The organism is Merdibacter massiliensis (assembly GCF_900155395.1).
Lineage (GTDB): Bacteria > Bacillota_I > Bacilli_A > Erysipelotrichales > Erysipelotrichaceae > Merdibacter > Merdibacter massiliensis.
This window is the reverse complement of the sequence record NZ_LT699728.1, coordinates 150,930-172,709: the sequence shown is the minus strand read 5'-3', so window position 1 is coordinate 172,709 and position 21,780 is coordinate 150,930. Positions and strand designations below refer to the sequence as shown.

Sequence of the window (21,780 nt, the reverse complement as noted above, 5' to 3'; positions counted from 1 at the left end):
ATCAAAGAAGCAATCGTCGCAGTGTCGCGTTGTTTCGATGATAGGATCATCACACAACTGTCTACCATGTATGAAACATGATGGATGGGCGAAGCATATTCTTATGGAGGTGCAGCGTATGGAACAGTGGTACGTCATACAAGTACGTACAGGGAAAGAACAATGGGTCATCAAAGCGTGCGATCTTTTGATCGATGAACCATGCCTGAGCAAAAGCTTCATCCCCTTCAGCAAACGGCTTCGCAAATACAGAGGAGAATGGGTCGAGAGAACCGAGATCTTATTTCCAGGCTATGTATTCATGATCAGTGATGATCCGACACGACTGTATCAGGCATTAAAGAAGATACCTGATCTGACAAAGATGCTTGGAAAGAACAAGCAAGAGATCTATCCCCTGCCAGAAGATGAAGTAACTTTTCTAAAATCGTTTGGTGAAGAAGAACAGATCGTTGACATGTCAACGGGCTATATCGAGGGAGACAAGATCATCGTGGAATGCGGACCTTTGAAAGGAAAAGAAGGATTGATCAAACGGATCGACCGGCATAAACGAATTGCAGAGATCGAGATTGAATTCTTAGGAGAACAAAGGAAAGCAAAAGTCGGCTTAGAGATCGTAAGGAAGAACATATAGCAATGTATGTTCTTTTTCTATGGGATGAGGGAGGATTTATGGAAAAATTTAAACATAAGATCTGGTTATCCAGTCCAACCATGCATGGAGATGAACTGAAATACATCACGCAGGCTTATGAATCCAATTGGATGTCTACAGTGGGTAAAAACATCGATGAAGTGGAAAGATTGATTGCAGAAAAAGTTGGATGCAAATATGCGGTGGCATTATCCAGTGGGACTGCAGCACTTCATCTAGCTGTCAAGCTGGCAGGAGTCAAACCTGGTGATCATGTTTTTTGTTCGGACATGACCTTTGCGGCAACATTAAATCCTGTGGTGTATGAAGGTGGTATTCCTATTTTTATTGATACGGAATATGATACATGGAATATGGATCCAATTGCTTTAGAGAAAGCATTTGAGATATATCCAGATGTTAAAGTTGTCGTGATTGCTCATTTGTATGGAGTACCTGGAAAGATTGAAGAATTACAAAGCGTGTGCAAAAAACATGGTGCTATCATCATTGAAGATGCAGCTGAATCTTTAGGCGCTACATACAAAGGAATCCAAACTGGAAATTTCGGTGATATTCGAGCTATTTCATTCAATGGAAATAAAATCATTACCGGATCAAGTGGTGGTATGTTGCTTACTGATGATCTGGAAGAAGCAAACAAAGCTAGAAAATGGTCAACGCAGGCAAGAGAAAATGCACCTTGGTACCAACACGAAGAAGTTGGATACAACTATCGCATGTCGAATGTCATTGCGGGTGTCGTACGCGGACAGATTCCATATCTAGAAGAACATATTGCACAGAAAAAAGCAATTTATGAACGGTATAAAGAAGGATTCAAAGATCTTCCGGTTATTATGAATCCATATGATGAAATAAACAGTGTACCAAACTATTGGTTATCTTGTTTATTGATTGACAAAGAAGCAATGTGTAAACAAGTACGTGGAGAAAATGAAGCATTATATATAAGCGAGCCAGGCAAATCATGCCCTACTGAAATACTAGAAACTTTAGCAAAGTATAATGCAGAAGGAAGACCAATCTGGAAGCCAATGCACATGCAGCCGATTTATCGTATGAATCCTTTCATTACAAAAGATGGAAACGGGAGAGCAAGAACAAACGCTTATATCGAAGGAAAAGCATTAGATGTTGGAGCAGATATCTTTGAAAGAGGTTTGTGCTTACCAAGCGATAATAAGATGACTAAGGAAGAACAAGAACAAATTATTGAAATCGTGAAAGGATGTTTCCAATAATGTATCGTTTATTCTTTAAAAGATTCTTTGATTTTATATTGTCACTGATTGCACTTATTGCATTAAGTCCCGTTATTTTGATCGTGGCTATATTGGTTCGAATCAAATTAGGAAGCCCAATAATCTTTTGTCAAGAACGTCCAGGTAAAAATGAAAAAATATTTAAGATGTATAAATTTCGCAGTATGACAGATGAGAGAGACGAAAATGGAAATTTATTACCGGATATAAAGAGGTTAACTAAAGTTGGAAAATTTTTAAGAAATTCTTCTCTAGATGAATTACCTGAATTATTCAATATATTAAAGGGAGATATGAGTATTGTTGGACCGCGACCACTTTTAACAAAATATCTTCCTCTCTATAATGATTTTCAAAAACATCGTCACGATGTTAGACCAGGATTAACAGGTTTGGCGCAAACAAATGGAAGAAATGAGACTACATGGTCACGCAGATTTGAATATGATATAGAATATGTTAATAATTTAACTTTTTTGTTAGATTTAAAAATCATTGTCAGCACTATTTGTTTGGTATTTAAAAGAGAAGGAATTGATTCGAGCAGTACTAAACAATATACTATGATGGAATTTACTGGAGAGGATGGTGAATGAAAGTGAAAACTCCTTACTATCTTATTTATGAAGAGGAATTGAATAATAATATATCTTGTTTTAAAAGAGCTTTAAATAAATATTGGCCAAATTCTTTGATTGCATATTCAATAAAGACTAATTCATTACCGTGGATTCTAAAATATTTAAAAGCGCAAAATATTGCAGTTGAAGCTGTATCTGATGAAGAATATCAATTAGCGAAATTATGTGGTTTTACCGATAATCAAATTATTTTTAATGGTCCAATCAAAACGGAAGCTGGATTAAAAAATGCCTTTGAAAATCACTCTTTTGTTAATATTGATTCAGAAAATGAATTGGAATATTTATGTAATTTTAAGCCAGAAATTAAAGGGAATTTAGGTATAAGAGTAAATATTGATCCACAAATTTTTTTGCAAGAAGATATTGGGTATCAAGAAGATGGGTTTCGTTTTGGTTTTTCAGTAGAAAATGGAGAACTTGAAAAAGTAATTAACCAAGTCTATTCAATTTATGGTAAGATTCCTATTGGCTTACATCTTCATTGTAATAGTATCACAAGAAGTATTAAAGTTTATTGCGCAATAGCTAGATATTGTAAGACAATAATTAAAAAATATAATATTAAATTGTCTTATATCGATATTGGTGGTGGTTTTTTTGGTGGAGTAGAAGGAAAACCAAATGCAAACGATTATATCAAATGTATTACAAATGAATTACGTGATGTAGTTGATTTAATGCGTGTACAATTAATTGTTGAACCAGGTTCTGCCATAATTGGATCAACTGTAGATCTATGTACAACTGTTATAGATTCAAAACACACAAATAATGCAAATATCATTACTACGGATGGGAGCAGAATACTAATAGATCCTCTTTGGAAAAAAACAAAGTATCTTTATTCGGTTATATCAGAAACAAAGAAAGAAATTTTAGATAAACAGATTATATGTGGTTATACGTGCATGGATCATGATAGGATAATGAATATATTTAATTATTTTCCATTAAAAAAAGGAGATAAGATAATATATCACAAAGTTGGGTCATATACTATGACTTTTGGAGGTCCTTTTATTCGATATTTTCCAGAAGTCTATGTACAATCTAAAAATAGTATTTTTAAGGTAAGAAGAAGAATGAATACAAAAGAATATTACGATATATATTCAAATGAGGAGGAAAAAGTCAATGAATAGTCGAGTTTTGGTTTTGGGAGCTACTGGTAATTTAGGGGCATATAGTGCTATAGCCTTAAAAGAAGCTGGTTATGACGTGATTGCAGCAGGAAAAAGAGAGAGTGATAATGGCTTTTTTGCTGAAAAAGGGATTGAGTACTATTCTATTGATATTACAAATAATCAATCGTTCAATATTCTTTCAAATAAAAATATTGTGTCAGTTGTGGATTTAGCTGGTGAATTACCCTCACGTTGTGCTTTTAATCCACAAAAATTAATTCAAACAATCACTGAAGCAACAATGAATGTTCTTGAATTTATGCGTAAAGAAGGTATAAAAAAAATTATTTTCCCAACAACTCCATATGATTTATCATATTTACATGAAACGGGAAAACCAATTGATCCTGACTCCCCAAGATCTTTTCCACCAACTGGAGACCATAGTATATATACCATTGCAAAGAATGCTGCAGTTGATTTAATTGAAAACTATCATAATGAATATGGAATATCTAGATTTATTTTACGTTTTTTTACTATTTATCAATATCATCCTAATGCTTACCATTACGCTGATGGAAAGATGCGAATGATGCCATATCGTATGTTAATGGATAAAGCTAGCAAAGGAGAAACAATTAGTATATATGGAAATCCGAATAGAGTAAAAGAAATGGTATATATTAAAGATTTTACAAAAGTAATTGTTAATGCAGTGAAATCTGATTTAGCTGGTGGCTTTTATAATATAGGTTCACCAACACGAGTTTCTTTGGATGAAATGATTCATGGTATCGTTGAAGTATTCTCTGAAGGAGGAAATCAATCATTAATTCAATATGATAAAACTAAACCAGATACTTTACAGTCAATGTTAGATTATTCAAAAACAACTAGAGATTTACATTATTATCCAGAATATACCTATATAAAAATGTTAAAAGATTTTAAGCATGAAATGATAACTGAACCATTTTCTAAACTTTGGGGAACAAGAGAAGAGTATGAAAAGAAGTATTTAAATTACCAATAAGAAGTTTTTAAGGAGTGATTTTTAAAATGAATATATTATTTTGTAGTGTTGGTCGTCGTGGTGAGTTAATAAAAGATTTCAAGAAATCTATGAAAAACTCTGTTCAAATTATTGCTACAGATCATAGTAAATATGCTCCTGCTTTATATCTAGCAGATAAATATTATATTGTTCCACGTATTGATGATGAGTCATATTTATCAAAAATTATTGAAATTTGTAAAGAAGAAAAGGTTGATGCAATTACTACTTTTATCGATCCGGAAATTCAAATTCTAGCAAAGAATCGCGATTTATTTGAGAGCATTAATGTAAAAGTATTAGCACCATCTTTAAAAACTGCTGAACTATGTTTTGATAAATATAAAATGTATGAATATTTATTAAAACAAAATATTACTACTATTAAAACATATTCTAGCTTTCAAGATTTTAAAATTAATTATGATAAAGGCGAAATTCGCTTACCTGTTTTTGTCAAACCAAGAACTGGTAGTGGAAGTGTAGGAGCAAAGAAAATAAATAGTATTGAAGAATTAAAAGCAATTTGTGAAAAGAACAGTTTTCTAATTATCCAAGAATATATGGATGGTTTGGATTTAGATGCAGATGTTTATGTCGATATGATAAGTCACAAGCCAATTAGTATCTTTACAAAAAAGAAAATTGAAACTAAAATTGGTGGTGCTAATAAAACTATTTCATTCAAAGATCCTGTATTATTTGATTTTATAAAAAAAATTGTCACATGTTTTCAATTTAATGGACCAATAGATATCGATTTTTTTTATAAGAATGGAAATTATTATCTTTCTGAAATTAATCCTAGGTTTGGTGGAGCGTATTTGCATGCATATGGAGCTGGAGTAGATTTTGTTAAACTCATTAAAAATAATATAGAGAATGTTGAAAACGGAGAAGATATTGGTAACTATGATGAAGGGATTGTCATGATGATGTATGATTCTGTTGTTATAAAAAAACAAGAGGAACTGTCAAATGAGTAAAAAAATTTTAATTTTAGCAAATAACTCAGGTGGTTTATATGGGTTTAGAAAAGAATTAATTAAAAAGTTAATTTCACAAGGTTTTTTTGTATATGCTTCAACTCCATTTGATGATCATATAGATGATTTAAAAAAATTAGGAGTATATTTAATTGAAACCAAAATAGATAGAAGAGGCATGAATCCAATAGAAGATTTAAAACTAATATTAACATATTTTAGAATTATGAGAAAAATTAAACCTTCCCTAATCATTACTTATACAATCAAACCAAACTTATATGGAGCAACTATAGCTAGAATTTTAAATTTTGCTTATGTTATAAACGTTACAGGATTAGGAACAATTTTTCAATATGATGGCTTATTAAAAAAAATTGTTATTTTATGGTATAGATACGCTAGTAAGAGAGCTAAAGTGCTTTTCTTTGAAAATGTAGGAAATAAAAAAGAATTTTTAGAATTTGATATTGTTAAAAATGATAAATGTTGTGTATTACATGGAGCAGGTGTAAATACTGATTATTACTATATGATAAATCAAAATAACATTACTCAACCTATTTTGATTCACCCTTCTGCAATAATTAATCCAACAGTTAATATAGGAGAAGGTATAGTTATTATGGCAAACGTAGTTATTAATACCGATACAATTATTGGCAAGAGCTGAATCATTAACACAGCAGCAACTATAGATCATGATTGTGTTTATAAAGATTTTATACATATTTCACCTGGTGTGCATATTGCTGGTACAGTACATATTGGAAATAAGACATGGATAGGTATTGGAAGTTCAGCAATTAACAATATAACTATTTGTAATGAAGTAACAGTTGGTGGAGGGGCAACAATTATTGCCGATATTAAAGAATCTGGTAAATATGTGGGAACTCCTGTAAAGAGAGTAAGATAATGAGAGCACTAATGACAGCAACTGTTTAATTAATAAAGGAACTTACGTAGGTGTTCCTACGAAACTAAAATCTACATATACCAAAAATTGAAAGGGAGATTATATTCTATGAAAAAAATATGCTATATTTGTACTATCTCAGATACAATTAAAGCTTTTTTTGTCCCTCAATTACAATTCTTAGCAAAAAATGGATTTGATGTTACGGTTGTTTGTTCTGAAGACGAGACCTTAGTTACTCTTTTGGGAAAAGAAATTCATTATAAATGTATTGAAATTCCAAGAGGAGTAGCATTCATCAAAATGGCAAAAAGTTTGTATCAGCTAATAATTTTCTTAAAAAAAAATAATTTTGATTTTATACAATATTCAACTCCTAATGCAGCTTTTTGTAGTGCAATTGCGGCAAAATTAGTTGGATGTAAAATTAGAAATTATCACTGCATGGGATTTAGATATTTAGGATTTGAAGGAATGAAGAAGAAATTTTTTAAACTATTGGAACGTATTACTTGTAGTTTATCTAGTTATGTTGAATGCGTAAGTAATTCTAACATGGAACTTGGTATCAGTGAAAAGCTATTTAAAAAAGAAAAAGTTACTGTCGTGTTTAACGGAAGTAGTGGCGGAGTAGATTTACATCGATTTAATTATTTATATAGGGAATTATGGAGAAACGAAATCAGATCTATATTAAATATTGATAACAAAGAATTTGTATTTGGCTTTGTGGGTAGAATAACAAAAGATAAAGGAGTGGAAGAATTAATTAATTCCTTTGAATCATTGGGAATCCCCTCAAAATTATTAATAGTTGGAAATTTAGAAAAAGATCATAATATAGATAAATATGTCTTGAATAGTGCATATGAAAATAGTGATATTATTTTTGTTGGTAGTGTCAATAATATTGAAAAATATTATGCTAGTATGGATGTTCTAGTCTTACCAAGTTATAGAGAAGGATTTGGTAATGTGATTATCGAATCAGAAGCTATGGGTACACCAGTCATTGTATCAAATATTCCCGGCCCTAAAGATGCTATGCTTAATGGAATAACTGGAATGTTAGTTGAACCAAAAGATGTAGATGAATTAAGATTATGCATGGAACATCTATATAAGACATACTTTAATTATGATTATGGATTGCAATGTGTAAATTATGTAAAGAAAAATTTTGATAATGAAATTTTATGTAAAGAAATATTAAAAAGGAAAAAAAAACTATTAAGAGATATCTCCTAAATGCAACACATGCAAACTTGAAATTTTATATGCTGAAATAATGAAGTTTATGAGTATATTGCATAACCAAAAAATATAATTTACATTTATGACTTAGAAAGAGACATTAATCAAAAAATAAGATTGATGATTTGAGGATTTATATGACTGAAGTATCTGTTATTATGGGAATTTATAATTGTTCTTTAACTTTAGATGAAGCATTTAATTCATTAAAAGAACAAACGTATAAAAATTGGAAATTAATCATGTGTGATGATGGATCTACAGATAACACATATGAAATAGCAAAAAAAATTGCAGAAAATAATGACAATGTTATTTTACTAAAAAATGATAAGAATAGAGGATTAAATTATACATTAAATAAGTGTTTGGAATATGTTGATACTGAATTTGTTGCAAGGATGGACGCAGATGATATATCATTGCCAACACGATTTGAGAAAGAAATTAGTTTTTTAAAATTAAATAGACAATATTCAATTGTCAGTACAAATATGATATATTTCGACGAATCAGGAGATTGGGGGAAAAGTAATAGTATTGCAAAACCAGAAAAGAGTGATTTTGTAAAAGGGACACCATTTTGTCATGCTCCGTGCATGGTAAGAACAATTGCATATAGAAAAGTAAAAGGATATACGGTAAATAAAAAGCTACTACGAGTAGAAGACTATCATTTATGGTTTAAAATGTATTTAAATGGTTATATAGGATATAATTTAGAAGAACCTTTGTATAAAATGAGGGATGATAGGGCTGCAACTAAGAGAAGAAAGTTCAAATATAGACTTAATGAAGCATATGTAAAAAAATTAATAGTTAAAGATTTTTTCTTACCCAAATATAATTATATTTATGTATTAAAGCCAATTATTATAGGATTATTGCCAACATCAGTTTATGAATTTCTTCATCGAACAAGAAGGTAAAACGTTAGGAGGATACCTGTGGTAAAAGTATTACAAGTAATAGGTGGATTAAATCGTGGAGGAGCAGAAACCATGATTATGAATATATTCAGAAACATTGATAGATCTAAATATCTTTTTTACTTTTTAGTCTATTATCCTCAAGGTGTTACTCAAGATTATGAAGAGGAAGTATTAAATATGGGGGGAAAGGTAATTCACTTTAAACAAAAATTTCTGATTTATGATATTTTCAAATTAAAAAAAATAATGTTAAAAGAAAAAATTGATATTGTGCATGCACATACTTTATTTAACTCTTCAATCAGTATTCTTGCAGCAAAAATGGCAAACGTCCCTATTCGTATAACCCATTCTCATAGTACAGGACAAATGAAAAGAGAAAATTTATTAATGAAGATGTATATGTCTATTTCAAAAAAAATTATTTTAAGCTTTTCAACAAAGTTGGTCGCTTGTGGTAATGATGCAGCAAGCTATTTGTTTGGTAAACATGGAGAAAATGTAATAATTTTAAATAATGCAATAGATATTAATATTTTTAAACCCAAAAAAATCGATGCCCTAAAATATTTTGATTTAATTCAAGATTCCAAAGTGAAAATAGGTTGCATTGGTTCTTTTTATAAGGTAAAAAATCATTCTTTTTTAATTGAACTTGCTTTTTGGATGAAACAACAGAAAATCACAAATATTAAATTTTATCTTGTGGGTAAAGGAAATCTTAGAATAGAATTGGAAAATAAGATAAAGGAACTTGATTTATCAAATTATTTTTGCTTTTTAGGTACTAGAAATGACATTGATTGTTTGATGAATATTTTCGATGTTTTAGTTATGCCGTCATTATATGAAGGAATTCCTGTTACATTGATTGAAGCACAAGCATGTGGTATTCCTTGCTTAGTTTCAAAAAATGTATCATCACAAGTTGATTTGGGCTTAAATTTAGTTACGTTTTTAGATATTAACGGAAACTTTAAAGAATGGTATGAAGCAATAATGAATTTGAAAGGTAATAAATTATTAGAAAAGGATATAAAATTAATAAATTGTAAGCTACATGATAAGAAATATACTATAGAACAATCATTAAAATTACTGGAGTGTATTTATAATGGTGCAATATATAAATAATCAAATTAGTAACTATTTCTTTTATGTCCTTTTAACTTTTCTTACAATTTTGAGTCCATTGATATCTATAGTAATAAATTTATTTTTATTTTTTTCAAATCAAAAAAGAATAAAAAAAATGTATTTGGCAATGCTATTAAGTTTTTCGTTCGGATATATAGCGTATCATACAGTGCCTTTAGAATCTGATGATCTATATAGACATTATCAAATAATGGAAAATCTAAGCCACGTGGGGATAACTGAAATTTTTAATTTTGGTTACTTAGGTGTTCCATTAAATACACTAATAATGTATATGTTTGCAGTTATTAGATGTCCTCATATGTATCCGGCTTTCTATGTAGGCTTTGGTGTTTTCTTAATTATGGATATATTAAAATGTTTTCCGTTAGATAGTATTAATACTAGTAGATTTAAGCGATTTTTTATTAATTTCATTTTTTTTCTTTTTATTTTATTAGAAATTTTTCCTAGGTACTATATTAGCGGATTGAGAAATCATTTTGCTTTTATTGTTCTTGCGTATACAATTATTTTTTACTATATAAATAACTCTAATACTAAATTTAGAAAACTAAGGCTATTTTTATCTTTTTTTTGTTGCTTATTCATCCATTCAGGGTCTATATTAATCATCACTTTCTTTTTATTTTACAATTTCATATATAAGAGATTACACGGTAAGATAAAAATTTTGATAACTTTGCTTCTTCTTTGTTTGTTTCCCATTTTAAATTTGTTTGCCAAAATAATAGGTACTTTTTTTCCAAAATTTCTTAGTAACGTTATCATAAATAAATTTGTCATTTATTCAAGTGAGTTAATAAATATAACAAATTTTAATCATTATACACTGTTAATTGTATTATTAATTTTTAATTTTGTTATATTACTTATTGTGAAAAGAAAAGCAAATAATAATCTATTTTTCTTGTATAATGATTTTTATAGTGCATTTTTCTTATTTTATCTTGCTTTTATTCCAAATATGACTTATCTAATGAGATTAACTTATATAATAAGTATATTAAGCATTCCTATATTTCATCAATTTTTTTCAATTATTAAAAAAAATAATTTGTTTATCTTTGTAATCTCAGTAATTATTTTTTTAAATATAATTTTACTGTTGTTTAATTATAGAAGTATTATTGCATATCCGTGGTATTTGGATATACATTATCTAGAATTTTTCTTTCCAATACTTACTATCATTTAACACAGTGAACTAAATTTTACAAATAAAAAAATTTATTTTTTTGTGAAATTATCTATTTACTAAATTGATTAGATTTCAAAATTTCATTATATTAATAGGTCTACGTCAGTACACGAAGCAATATAAAAGTTAAATTAATACTGTGAAAACTGATTTTATAATTACTATATCAATTAAACATAAAAATAAGGAGGATTGATTATGGAAATAATATCAATTATTATTCCTATATATAATACTGAAAAATATCTAGATCGTTGTATTAAATCGATTTTAAATCAATCTTATAATGACTTAGATATTATACTTATCAATGACGGATCTAAAGATCATTCTTTACAGATATGTTTAAAATATAGTGAAAAAGATAATCGTATTAGGGTTTTTAACCAAATAAATCAAGGACAAGATGTTGCAAGACATGTTGGAATAAAAAATTCTTTAGGATCATATATAGCATTTATTGACTCTGATGATTATGTACCAAATAATTATATTGAAGAACTCTATAATTCTATAATGAACTCGAAATCTGAGTTGTCTCTATGTGAGATTAAATGTTATCGAAATAATGATAATTATGATTATTTGATAGGCTTGTCAGAATGTGGTGTTATAGAGGGAACGGAAGATATTATGAGAAATCTGGTATCAATCAAAGGAGGAATTTCTAATTTTTTTTGCCATAAATTATTTAAAAAAAGACTATTAGAAAATCTACCTTTTTCAAAATATAAAAAATTTGAAGATGTATATTTAATGTACCAGATTGTTAAGGATGTAAAAAAAATTTCATTTACTAACAAAACTTATTATTGCTATATGCTTAATAACTTTAGTACAACTGGTTCATACCAAAGTGATTTTAAAAATTTTGATTTAATTAATGCAAATTTAGATAAATATTTATATATAAAACAGCATTTTCCTAATCTATCAAGACTATCTTTTCATCAACTTGCAAATGCAGTAGTCTCTTATTATATAAATGGAATTAATTCTGAATATTTTTATTCTGAAATTTCTTCTAACATATCTAAAAAGATTTTAGACTTAGCTAAAGAAGAAAAATATTGGAGATTATCTATAATAGGTTATATGAAATTGTGGACAATAAAAAATTCTAAATTTATATTTAAAATAGTTTATAGTTTAAAATAACATATAATTTTAAGGAGACTTAATATATGAGAACTAGAAAAACACTTATAAATCTTTTTTTTAATTTCATACAGCAATTGGTAGGTATTATTACTAATTTTATACTTCCCCCATTACTAATTTCAAATTTTGGTTCATCATTTAATGGTTTGATATCAACAATTAGACAAATGATGACATATGCTCAACTAACCGGAGCAGGAATTAGCCAGAGTAGTACATATGCATTATATGAACCTCTATATAAAAAAGATTATATAACTATTAGTGGTATATATAATGCGACAAATAAAATGTTTGTTAAAGCAGGAAATTATTTTTCCTTAATAGTATTATTGCTTTCACTAGTTTACCCTTTTTTTGTAAAAGATATTGACCGAATGACTGTTATCTTCCTAGTAATTATTATTGGAATTAGTGGAATTTCAGAGTTTTACGTTTATGGGAAATATCAAACAATAGTGAATGCAAATCAGAATAATTACATAATTGCTTTAACACAAGCAATTGGAAATATTGCAAATATCATAATAACAATAATATTAATAGCGTTAAATGCAAATATCATAATTGTTCAATTAGGTGCAAGTATTATATATTTAATGAGAATAATAATATTAAAGTGGTATGTAGACATTCACTATCCTTATTTAAATAATAGTGTTAAACCAATGTTTAATAAAATTACACAAAGAAATAACGCAATTATACATCAATTAGCTGGATTAATCGTTTATAGCAGTTCAACAATCATCGTTAGTTTGATTTGTGGTTTAAAATCCGCGAGTGTATATACTGTATATGCGCTAGTATTTAATGGACTAGATACAATTTGCTCTATGATTTCGACAGCAGTTTATGCATCTTTTGGGGAAATTATATCACAAAGAGAACAAAAACTTTTAATAACAAATTTTAATTTATTTGAATGTATTTATTTTTGCTTTACTGCTATTATTTATGTTGTTACTTTTTTAATGATAATGCCATTTATAGATGTTTATACAAGTGGTATGACAGATACCAATTATCATTTACCAATTTTAGCGTTTTTGTTTGTTTTAGTAGGAATAGCAAATAATATTAGAGTTCCGGCACGGACATTAGTTAATGCTGCAGGACATTTTAAGCAGACTCAAAATAGAGCTATAATTGAGATGGTTTTATGTATAGTAGGACAGATTATATTTTCTTTTACTTTTGGTATAAATGGTGTTTTATTAGGATGTCTCATGTCCTATTCTTATAGAACTATTGATTTTGTAATTTATTCTAACAAGTATATAGTAAAAATAAGTTCATTTAATTCTTTTAAAAGGGTAATTATATATGTTTTGTTTGGAATTCTATTTATATTATGTTTTAATAAAATATTTGTAGTTAAAACACAGAGTTATTACGCATGGTTTGCTTGGGCTATTTGTATAACATTTGCAGTTAGTATATATTTTTTATTTATTACTTTCATTTTTGATAAGCAGTCAATAAAAAAAAGTATTAATATATTAAGATCCTTTTTTCAATAATGTACCTTATATTAAACTCCATATATACACTTTCCAACAGCATCATCTAAAAATGACATTCAAAAAAAGTGTATCTGTTTTGATATGTACCCCAAATCCTAGACAACTAGGAGGAGGGGTATTCTTATATGAAATATTCATGGGAATTTAAATTAGAGTGTGTTGAGAATTATAAGATAGGTAAAAGTAACGTTAAACCAAAATATGCGAAATGTAACCAGAGAGAATTTTCTCATAAAGTAAGAGAATGGGTCAGGATATATGAGTTGTATGGAATAGATGGTTTAAAACACAAACCATCAAACAAAGATTGGACAAAAGAAGAAAAATTTGATTTAGTATCTAAGGTATTAGCAGGTAATTCGATTAAAAGTATAGCCATTGAAGCAGGAATCCATCCCGGATTACTCCATAAATGGGTTAAAAAGTATAAACAAGAAGGTTATAATGGTTTAGAATTAAAAAGAAGAGGAAGACCTCCAAAGGAAAATTTAATTATGACCAAACCAAGTAATGATAAAGAAATTAAACTTACAAAAAGTGAATTAGAAGAACTAAAATTTCTAAGAAGAAGAAATGAATATCTTGAAGCCGAGAATGTCTACTTAAAAAAAGCAAGAGCCTTGGTGATAGAGAAGTTGGCATCATCAGCCAAGGCGAAAAAGCCAAAGTCATCAAAGAACTGGTCAACAAAGAAGGATATAGATTAAGCGATTTATTAAAAGCTTCAAAACTGCCTAGATCAACCTATTATTTTGAAAGCAATAAATCAAATATCGATGATAAAAATAAAGAAATCATTAATGAGATAAAAACTATATTTTATGATAACAAGCAAAGATACGGTGTTAGACGTGTTACAGCAGAGCTTCATAATAGAGGTCATATAATTAATCATAAGAAAGTTCAAAGATTAATGTTTAACTTAGGTTTGAAAGGTAAAAGACCAAAAGAGAAGTATCATTCATATAAAGGTGATATTGGTAAGAAAGCAGATAATATTATTCACCGTGATTTTAAAGCTACTAAACCAAATCAAAAATGGACCACTGATGTATCGCAGTTTAATTTTTCTTGGGGTAAATGTTACTTATCGCCAATATTAGATATGTATAATGATGAAATAATATCTTACGATTTATCACTTCATCCCAATCTTGAACAAATAATAAATATGTTAAACAAAGCATTTAATAAATATGATAGTCTTGACGACTTAATATTCCATTCTGATCAAGGTTGGCAATATCAACATCAAACATTTATTGATAAACTTAATGAAAAAGGAATTACTCAATCTATGTCCCGTAAAGGAAACTGTTATGATAATTCAATAATGGAATCATTCTTTGGTACTTTGAAATAGGAGTCAATCCAAAACAAAATGGATGTCACCTGTAAAATACAGAGAAACATCCATATGTACATATTGAATTTTAAAATATACAAATATAACCAATTTAAAAGATATTCATATATGTCTAGGAAATTGGGTACATGTCACCAAACTTTGGGGTTCACTTCAGCTTTATAATTTTGGCGTGGTTTTTATTTATGAAGCTGTTTGACAAATGATATGCTAATCATTTCTCGTTACAGCCCCTTTAGACACTAAAAAGATCATACTGTAGAGTAGGATATATGGATTTGACTAAAAATAAAAAAATTTTATTTTATAAATATTGCTTAAAAATCCAGAGAATATATAGAAATCAAAATGTTAAATAGAACATCGCTAGAAGTTACTCTTACACATATTGATGTGTTAAAAAATTGTCCCAACAAAATGATAAAGATAATATTTTTTCGCTTGAGAAAAACTATTAAGGGAATGACAAAGCATAAAATCTCAAGATATATTTCTATAATTCATATTATTGGCAAAAGGAAATAGATGAAAGATCAAACGAATATTTACTAGAATTTTAGCCCAAAAGAAGAAAATTATTCGTAGTAGAAAAATTGAATTAATGGTGAATTAGGATTCACTGAATTTCATATTTTAAAAGTTTACAAAATTTATGATGCTAACTGAAGTTGTTACTTGTATTATTTATTATATCTAATTCAAAAATCATGTATAAGATAAGCTATTTTTTTACTCTATATCTAACATTATTTAATATTTTATTAAACTGAGCAATTAATATTTTTTTTAATCTCAAGACATTAAAATTTAAGAATACTAGTACTGTTACCACACTACATAAAGAAAAAATCTTTAATGAAAAAATAACCCAGTTAAATATTGTTATTTCAGTAATCTGCATTTTGGCAGTTAATAATATAATAAGAATAATTGATAAAGTATCTTTGAAAAGTAATTTTAAAAAGGCGATAAATGATCTTTTGAGTATATTATTTTTTAGATAATAAGATGAAACTAATAAACGATATAAGACTGCTATGCAAGTACCTAAGGCTGCACCTGATATATCAAAATATTTTACAAATAGAATAGATAATACTACATTTAGTATACATTCAATTATTGAATAAATCTGAGTTTGTTTGAAATGACCTGCAGAGAAAATTATTGTAGTATAAGGAATCCTTAGTGTATATAAAGCATAAGATAGTGTAATAATTAAAGAAAAAAAAGGCTGATCATAATTAGTATCATTTACACCATTAGTATAAATAAGAACAAAAGGAATAATAACTTTAGCAGTACAACAAAATACAATTACTACAAATAAATGCATCATAATTTCGTAATTAGTGAATTCTTTCTCTAACTGTTTTAGATTATTCTCTGCGATTAATTTACCAAAAAAACTTTTATAACTAGAACTAACTGAATCTACTAATGTTCTAATTCCCATTAAGGGAAGAATATATATATTATAGATGGAAATTGATTTATAAGTAGAAAAAACTGTTAGAACCGCATAATCAATCTGAGATGTTAATACTGTAGAAATATGCTGAGCTAAACCATTCCACTTTTGCTTTATAACATTTGCAGGAGGATTTTTTATAATATGAATAGAATACTTTTTTTTCACATAGATAGATAAAAAAAATGGTCTCATTAAAAAAATCATGGATGATACTAATTTAACAATCTGAATTGATAAATTTAAATACATTAATAAAATTGAAAATAATGCATTTATTATTAATGTTATAAGATTAAATATTACATTAATATAAATTTTCTGATCTGCATTTAAAAGAAGTGTATTACAAATTCCAAAATAATATTGAGCAAATGAGCTAATAGAAATTGATAAAATTAATGTAATCGTATAAAGTGAAGAGAACTTATTTGATTCATTCATACAATAATATATACATAATAAAAAAATATATATCATTAATGCTTTAGCTATTATTTGAAAATACTTTTTAGCACTGCTATATATTAAAGAAATTTGAAGATCGTTTTTAAGACTTAAAGGTTTATATAAAGCAGCTTGAACAACAGCACCAACTCCTAAATCAAGAATCGAAATAAAACCAAGCATTTGTGTAATTGAAGATATTAGGCCGTTTGCTTCAGACCCATACGTTTTTAAAATCATTCGAGGTAATATTAACCCAACAATAATAGATAATATTTGATATGCTAATGAAAATATATTATTTGCGTATAATTTTTTTTTCAAAACTTTCCTCCTTACCTAAGATTAAAGTATATTATTCCCATTTCTTCTTAGTTAATAAATATTCCTTTTTTTCTGTATATGAATATCCCTTAGTGTAATCAAACTCTTTTTTGTGTTGTAAGTAATACTCGTCTATTTTTTTTATAAATCTAGCAGGAACCCCTCCCCATATTTCTCCATCGGGAATATCTTTAGTTATCACAGCTCCACAGCCAATGATTACATTACTACCTATATGAACATTTGGCATAATAACTGAGTTTATGCCAATATGTACATTATCTCCTATTGTAATTTTTCCAAATAAATCGATATGTTCATTTTTATATATTTTCCTTAATACCCAAACCCCTCCATCATGTGTTATAAACTTACAGTTATTGGTTATTCGTACATGATTTCCTAATTCAATAAGGTAAGGTTCACTACCAAAATCAACTCCTTTGTATATTTCACAATTTTCTCCTATTTTGATTCCCTCATCCCTAAGAATTTTTATGTAAGTTTTATTAGAACAACATAATTTTTCTTATAATATGTCTCATTATTTAATCCTCTAATTTTTCATATTTAATTAAATCATAGAATTTTTTAAGTGTTTTATGATTTCTTTGGTCTTGTGATTCAGAAAAATTACATAATGATTTTATGAATTTTTCTCGAATTTCTTCTGAGTCAATAAGTTTGGAAATATAATATGCAACCTCTTTATAATTTCCGCATTCTGCTATAAACCCATTAATACAATGCCTAATTTGATTCTTCATTCCAGGAGAGCTTGTGATTACTATAGGCTTTTTTAAACATTTTGCTTCAAATACAGAATTAGAAAATCCTTCTCTATAAGAACATTGTACAAATATATCCGCTTTTCTAATGTATGCATATGGATTTTCTTTTCTTCCACATAATATGAAATTATTTTCTATCCCATATTTTTTTATTTCTTTTAATAAATTTCTTCGTTCTTCACCTTCACCTAATATATACCATTTAAATTCGTAACCCATGTCTACTAACAATTTACATGCTTCAATAGCAATATCATATCCTTTAACTTTTCGAAGTGTACCAACAGATATTATTTTTATACCAGAAAAATCTATATCAAAATCAATTTCAATATTACTTTTTAATAATATTTCATTAACATCAATTATATTTGGTAAAATTACAACCTTATTCTTAAAATTAACAAATGATTGATTAAAATTGTCTTTCATTTCTTCTGATAGAACACAAATATAATCTATTTTTTTATAATAGTTGTAGTCAAATCCAGAATCAGATTCCATTAATTTATAATCTGTTCTTAAAAAGGATATATATTTTTTTGCAATTACTTTATCTACAATATAATATGTTGGAGTACTTTCTAAAAATGCTATTACCGAATCATATTGATTTTGTTGCTTTGGTATATATTTATTCAATATTTTCCAATTCTTCATTTGGCAGTAATAATAACTTTCTTTTTTCATTTTTTTTTCTATAAAATTTTTTACTCTAATAAAAATCAATGGCCATTTTTTTATTATATAAATATACTTTAAAGTAGTTTTTAATGGTGAAAGTGCAATTTCTGTATTTATGTCTATGTCTAATATGTTAACCCACTTGGGAACCTTTGTTTTGTAATATGCATCATTTTTAGAAAAATATAATAAATCAATTTGATAAGTATTATAATCAATATGTTTTAACAATGAAATCAAAGCTTTTTCAGCTCCACCACACCCCAAGCTGTCTATAACAATTAATAATTTTTTCATGTTAAATTACCTTTCGTACCTTATTTAAAAAAGTTTGGAAAGCAGTCTTTAATCTAATTTCATTTTTCATGGCAATGAAAAAAAAGAATAATGCACTTAATGTAGTAATATTTAAAACATAACTAATTGGTTGAATCATTGCTCCTCTTGGAACATAAAACATTATTCGAATGGAAATTAAAAGACATGCTAGAAGAAATGGTTTTCCTTTTTTTACTAAGTTAACTGATGCTAATAAAGAACCATAAAGAAGATTACAAACAATTATTCCAATATATCCAAAATCATTATATACCTCTGCGATATAAGATGAACCTTTTCCATGTCCTTCTAAATACAGATTAGAATCAATAAAATATGATATTGCATGCGCGTAAGAATGCATTGTATAAACATATTCTTTTGTATGCGGCATTGGCTCAGCTATATTAAATAGATATTCCGAAATTGGATTATATTTAGGGTAATCAATTAATTCTCCAAAAGAATAAAATGATTGTGGCAAATCATCTTTATACACTTCGCCATAACCTAATATATCCACTGATGAACCTGTAGAAATAAAAAAGTTTCGTAGTTGTGCTGATATTTTATTTTCTCCCATATTCACATCTTCTCTAATGCTAACAAAGTAATTTAAAAATGCTAAAAATAGAGGTAAGATGACAATTGTTAAGAGAATTATTTTTCTATTAATCCATATTTTATTATCAACACACTCTCTCCAAAAAATATACACAATTATTATTGCTAAATTTATGATAAAAGTTCCTCTATCTCCAATAAGTAAGTCTGTTAACGATATTATGAAAAACATTATAAACGAAATAATACAATATCTTCTTTTTGGACAAGTCCCTAAAAAAATCAAAAAAGAAACAATGTACATATTACCAACTACCTGTAGTAAACGAGGTAATTGGCTATGAAAATCTTTGAAAAGTGCAATATAATCATATTTATTAACGTATATAACTTGTTCAAAATTCATTAATATAACACATATGAAAGTTATAGAAAATAGGATAAATGAAATTCTCATCAAGAAAGAATATTTTTCTGTTTCTCTTTTATGATCATTAAAACTAATATTCAAATGCTTATATTTATTTTTAACTATTAAAATGCAACAATATCCTACTTCTAAAAATATTAGTGATATAAAAATTGATAAAAGCATATGTTTTGAAATACTAAGTGTAAAATAAAAACCAATTGAACCATAGTAAAAATACTCAACGCACATTCTACCTAAAAGAAAAATAAAAAAAGATGCAAGAAATAGCAAATATGCTATTCTTTGTTCATATTTTATCAAACAAAAAATAACTTGAGAAATAAATATGAGTAAAATACTTAATACGGAATAATTTAAATCATCCTTACTCATAAAGAAAAAAAATAGTATTGATCCCACTAACAGTAATACACAGTGAACAATATTTATTAAAATATATTTATTAATCTTTTTTAATCTAATCATAATAACATACTACACAATAAATAAGGCTCTCCTTTCTTTTATTATAGATTCTCTTTATACCAATCAATAGCCAAAGCTATTCCTTCTTCAAAACTATATGTTGGATTGTAGTTTAACATTTTCTTTGCTTTATCTATGCAAGCATTTGAATGTTTAATATCTCCTGCACGATCTGGTCCAAATATTGGTTCAACATTTTTATCTAATGCTTTACAAAGATGATGATAGATATCAATAAGATATTCTCTTCCACCATAAGCTATATTAAATGCTTCACCAGCATACTCACTAGGTGCTAAACAAGCCTTCAAGTTTGCTTCTATTACATTATCTATATACGTAAAATCTCTTGACTGCTTACCATCTCCGTTAATTGTAGGTGCTTCATCATTTAATAACTGTTTAATAAACTTTGGGATTACTGCCGCATAAGCTCCATTAGGATCTTGTCTTCTACCAAAGACATTAAAGTAGCGCATTCCATATGTATCCAAGTTATATAATTTCTTATAAAGTTTTCCATATTCTTCATCTACACGTTTTGTTAAAGCATAGGGTGACAATAAGTTTCCTTCTTGTCCTTCTACTTTTGGTAATACAGGATGATCTCCATACACAGAAGAACTAGAAGCATATACAAATTTTTTGACACCTTTTTGTCTAGCGGCTTCCATCATATTGAGGGTTCCGCCTATATTCACTTTTTCATAGTATAAGGGCATTTCAATACTTCTTGGAACTGATCCCCATGCTGCTTGATTTAACACATAATCAACACCTTCACATACAGAAAGGCAAGTATCTAAATCAGTAATGTCTCCTTTAATAAATGTATAATTTGGATGATTTATGAACAAGTCTACATTTTCTTGCTTTCCTGTAGATAGATTATCTAAACATCTTACTTTATACCCAAGATTTAAAATTGCTTCGCAGAGATTAGATCCAATGAAACCTGCTCCGCCAGTTACTAAAAAAATACTATTTTCTGGAAAAGATATATTTTTGTATCCCATAACCACTCTCTCCTTT

The 21,780-nt window shown here is 27.6% G+C and carries 19 protein-coding genes and 1 pseudogene; 14 read left to right on the top strand and 6 right to left on the bottom strand.

Features of this window, described 5'->3' with window-relative positions:
* Positions 1-118 precede the first annotated feature (118 nt).
* The 14 genes from loaP to BQ9859_RS12380 all read left to right on the top strand — a co-directional run bounded on the left by loaP (position 119) and on the right by BQ9859_RS12380 (position 15,248).
* Complete coding sequence (gene loaP, locus BQ9859_RS10945) at positions 119-637, top strand: antiterminator LoaP (RefSeq protein WP_075878181.1); 519 nt, start codon at positions 119-121, stop codon at positions 635-637.
* 38 nt (positions 638-675) lie between these two features.
* Entirely contained in the window at positions 676-1,902 is a 1,227-nt protein-coding gene (locus tag BQ9859_RS10940) for a DegT/DnrJ/EryC1/StrS family aminotransferase (RefSeq protein WP_075878422.1), read from the top strand.
* Entirely contained in the window at positions 1,902-2,519 is a 618-nt protein-coding gene (locus BQ9859_RS10935) for a sugar transferase (RefSeq protein WP_075878201.1), read from the top strand. The genes BQ9859_RS10940 and BQ9859_RS10935 overlap by 1 nt, the downstream gene beginning before the upstream one ends.
* On the top strand, positions 2,516-3,709 hold the full coding sequence (locus BQ9859_RS10930; RefSeq protein ID WP_075878200.1) for a type III PLP-dependent enzyme domain-containing protein: 1,194 nt from the start codon (positions 2,516-2,518) through the stop codon (positions 3,707-3,709). Before BQ9859_RS10935 ends, BQ9859_RS10930 begins: the two co-directional genes overlap by 4 nt.
* Positions 3,702-4,727 carry an NAD-dependent epimerase/dehydratase family protein gene (locus tag BQ9859_RS10925; protein ID WP_075878199.1) on the top strand — a complete coding sequence of 342 codons (1,026 nt, stop codon included), beginning with the start codon at positions 3,702-3,704 and terminating at the stop codon, positions 4,725-4,727. The genes BQ9859_RS10930 and BQ9859_RS10925 overlap by 8 nt, the downstream gene beginning before the upstream one ends.
* A gap of 26 nt (positions 4,728-4,753) precedes the next feature.
* Positions 4,754-5,734, top strand: coding sequence for an ATP-grasp domain-containing protein (locus tag BQ9859_RS10920; RefSeq protein WP_075878198.1), 981 nt, complete (start codon positions 4,754-4,756; stop codon positions 5,732-5,734).
* The gene (locus BQ9859_RS10915) at positions 5,727-6,407 is read left to right on the top strand and encodes a glycosyltransferase (RefSeq protein WP_075878197.1); all 681 of its coding nucleotides are present in this window, start codon (positions 5,727-5,729) and stop codon (positions 6,405-6,407) included. Before BQ9859_RS10920 ends, BQ9859_RS10915 begins: the two co-directional genes overlap by 8 nt.
* A 354-nt stretch (positions 6,408-6,761) precedes the next feature.
* Positions 6,762-7,901, top strand: a complete 1,140-nt coding sequence (locus tag BQ9859_RS10910) for a glycosyltransferase (RefSeq protein WP_075878196.1) — start codon at positions 6,762-6,764, stop codon at positions 7,899-7,901.
* A 143-nt stretch (positions 7,902-8,044) separates the two neighbouring features.
* Entirely contained in the window at positions 8,045-8,836 is a 792-nt protein-coding gene (locus BQ9859_RS10905) for a glycosyltransferase (protein WP_075878195.1), read from the top strand.
* Between the two features lie 18 nt (positions 8,837-8,854).
* Positions 8,855-9,973, top strand: coding sequence for a glycosyltransferase (locus tag BQ9859_RS10900; protein WP_075878194.1), 1,119 nt, complete (start codon positions 8,855-8,857; stop codon positions 9,971-9,973).
* 1,423 nt (positions 9,974-11,396) lie between these two features.
* Complete coding sequence (locus BQ9859_RS10890) at positions 11,397-12,356, top strand: glycosyltransferase family 2 protein (protein ID WP_075878192.1); 960 nt, start codon at positions 11,397-11,399, stop codon at positions 12,354-12,356.
* A 26-nt stretch (positions 12,357-12,382) separates the two neighbouring features.
* Positions 12,383-13,882 carry a polysaccharide biosynthesis protein gene (locus BQ9859_RS10885; RefSeq protein WP_075878191.1) on the top strand — a complete coding sequence of 500 codons (1,500 nt, stop codon included), beginning with the start codon at positions 12,383-12,385 and terminating at the stop codon, positions 13,880-13,882.
* 128 nt (positions 13,883-14,010) lie between these two features.
* Complete coding sequence (locus BQ9859_RS10880; protein WP_075878190.1) at positions 14,011-14,592, top strand: helix-turn-helix domain-containing protein; 582 nt, start codon at positions 14,011-14,013, stop codon at positions 14,590-14,592.
* Positions 14,526-15,248 carry an IS3 family transposase gene (locus tag BQ9859_RS12380; RefSeq protein ID WP_143404428.1) on the top strand — a complete coding sequence of 241 codons (723 nt, stop codon included), beginning with the start codon at positions 14,526-14,528 and terminating at the stop codon, positions 15,246-15,248. The genes BQ9859_RS10880 and BQ9859_RS12380 overlap by 67 nt, the downstream gene beginning before the upstream one ends.
* A gap of 724 nt (positions 15,249-15,972) precedes the next feature.
* Here the strand turns inward: BQ9859_RS12380 and BQ9859_RS10870 are convergent.
* The 6 genes and pseudogenes from BQ9859_RS10870 to BQ9859_RS10850 all read right to left on the bottom strand — a co-directional run bounded on the left by BQ9859_RS10870 (position 15,973) and on the right by BQ9859_RS10850 (position 21,764).
* Entirely contained in the window at positions 15,973-17,493 is a 1,521-nt protein-coding gene (locus BQ9859_RS10870; RefSeq protein WP_075878189.1) for a lipopolysaccharide biosynthesis protein, read from the bottom strand.
* Between the two features lie 31 nt (positions 17,494-17,524).
* Positions 17,525-17,695 (bottom strand): hypothetical protein, encoded by a 171-nt coding sequence (locus BQ9859_RS12760; RefSeq protein WP_235846453.1) that lies wholly within the window; start codon positions 17,693-17,695, stop codon positions 17,525-17,527.
* A pseudogene (locus BQ9859_RS12815) lies at positions 17,696-17,782 on the bottom strand (sugar O-acetyltransferase); the annotation flags it as partial. It lies immediately after the preceding gene.
* Between the two features lie 259 nt (positions 17,783-18,041).
* Positions 18,042-19,265 (bottom strand): glycosyltransferase, encoded by a 1,224-nt coding sequence (locus tag BQ9859_RS10860; protein WP_075878187.1) that lies wholly within the window; start codon positions 19,263-19,265, stop codon positions 18,042-18,044.
* Between the two features lies 1 nt (position 19,266).
* Complete coding sequence (locus BQ9859_RS10855) at positions 19,267-20,748, bottom strand: O-antigen polysaccharide polymerase Wzy family protein (protein WP_075878186.1); 1,482 nt, start codon at positions 20,746-20,748, stop codon at positions 19,267-19,269.
* Between the two features lie 41 nt (positions 20,749-20,789).
* Positions 20,790-21,764: an SDR family oxidoreductase gene (locus BQ9859_RS10850; RefSeq protein ID WP_075878185.1), complete on the bottom strand. Its 975-nt coding sequence runs from the start codon at positions 21,762-21,764 to the stop codon at positions 20,790-20,792.
* Positions 21,765-21,780: the final 16 nt, after the last annotated feature.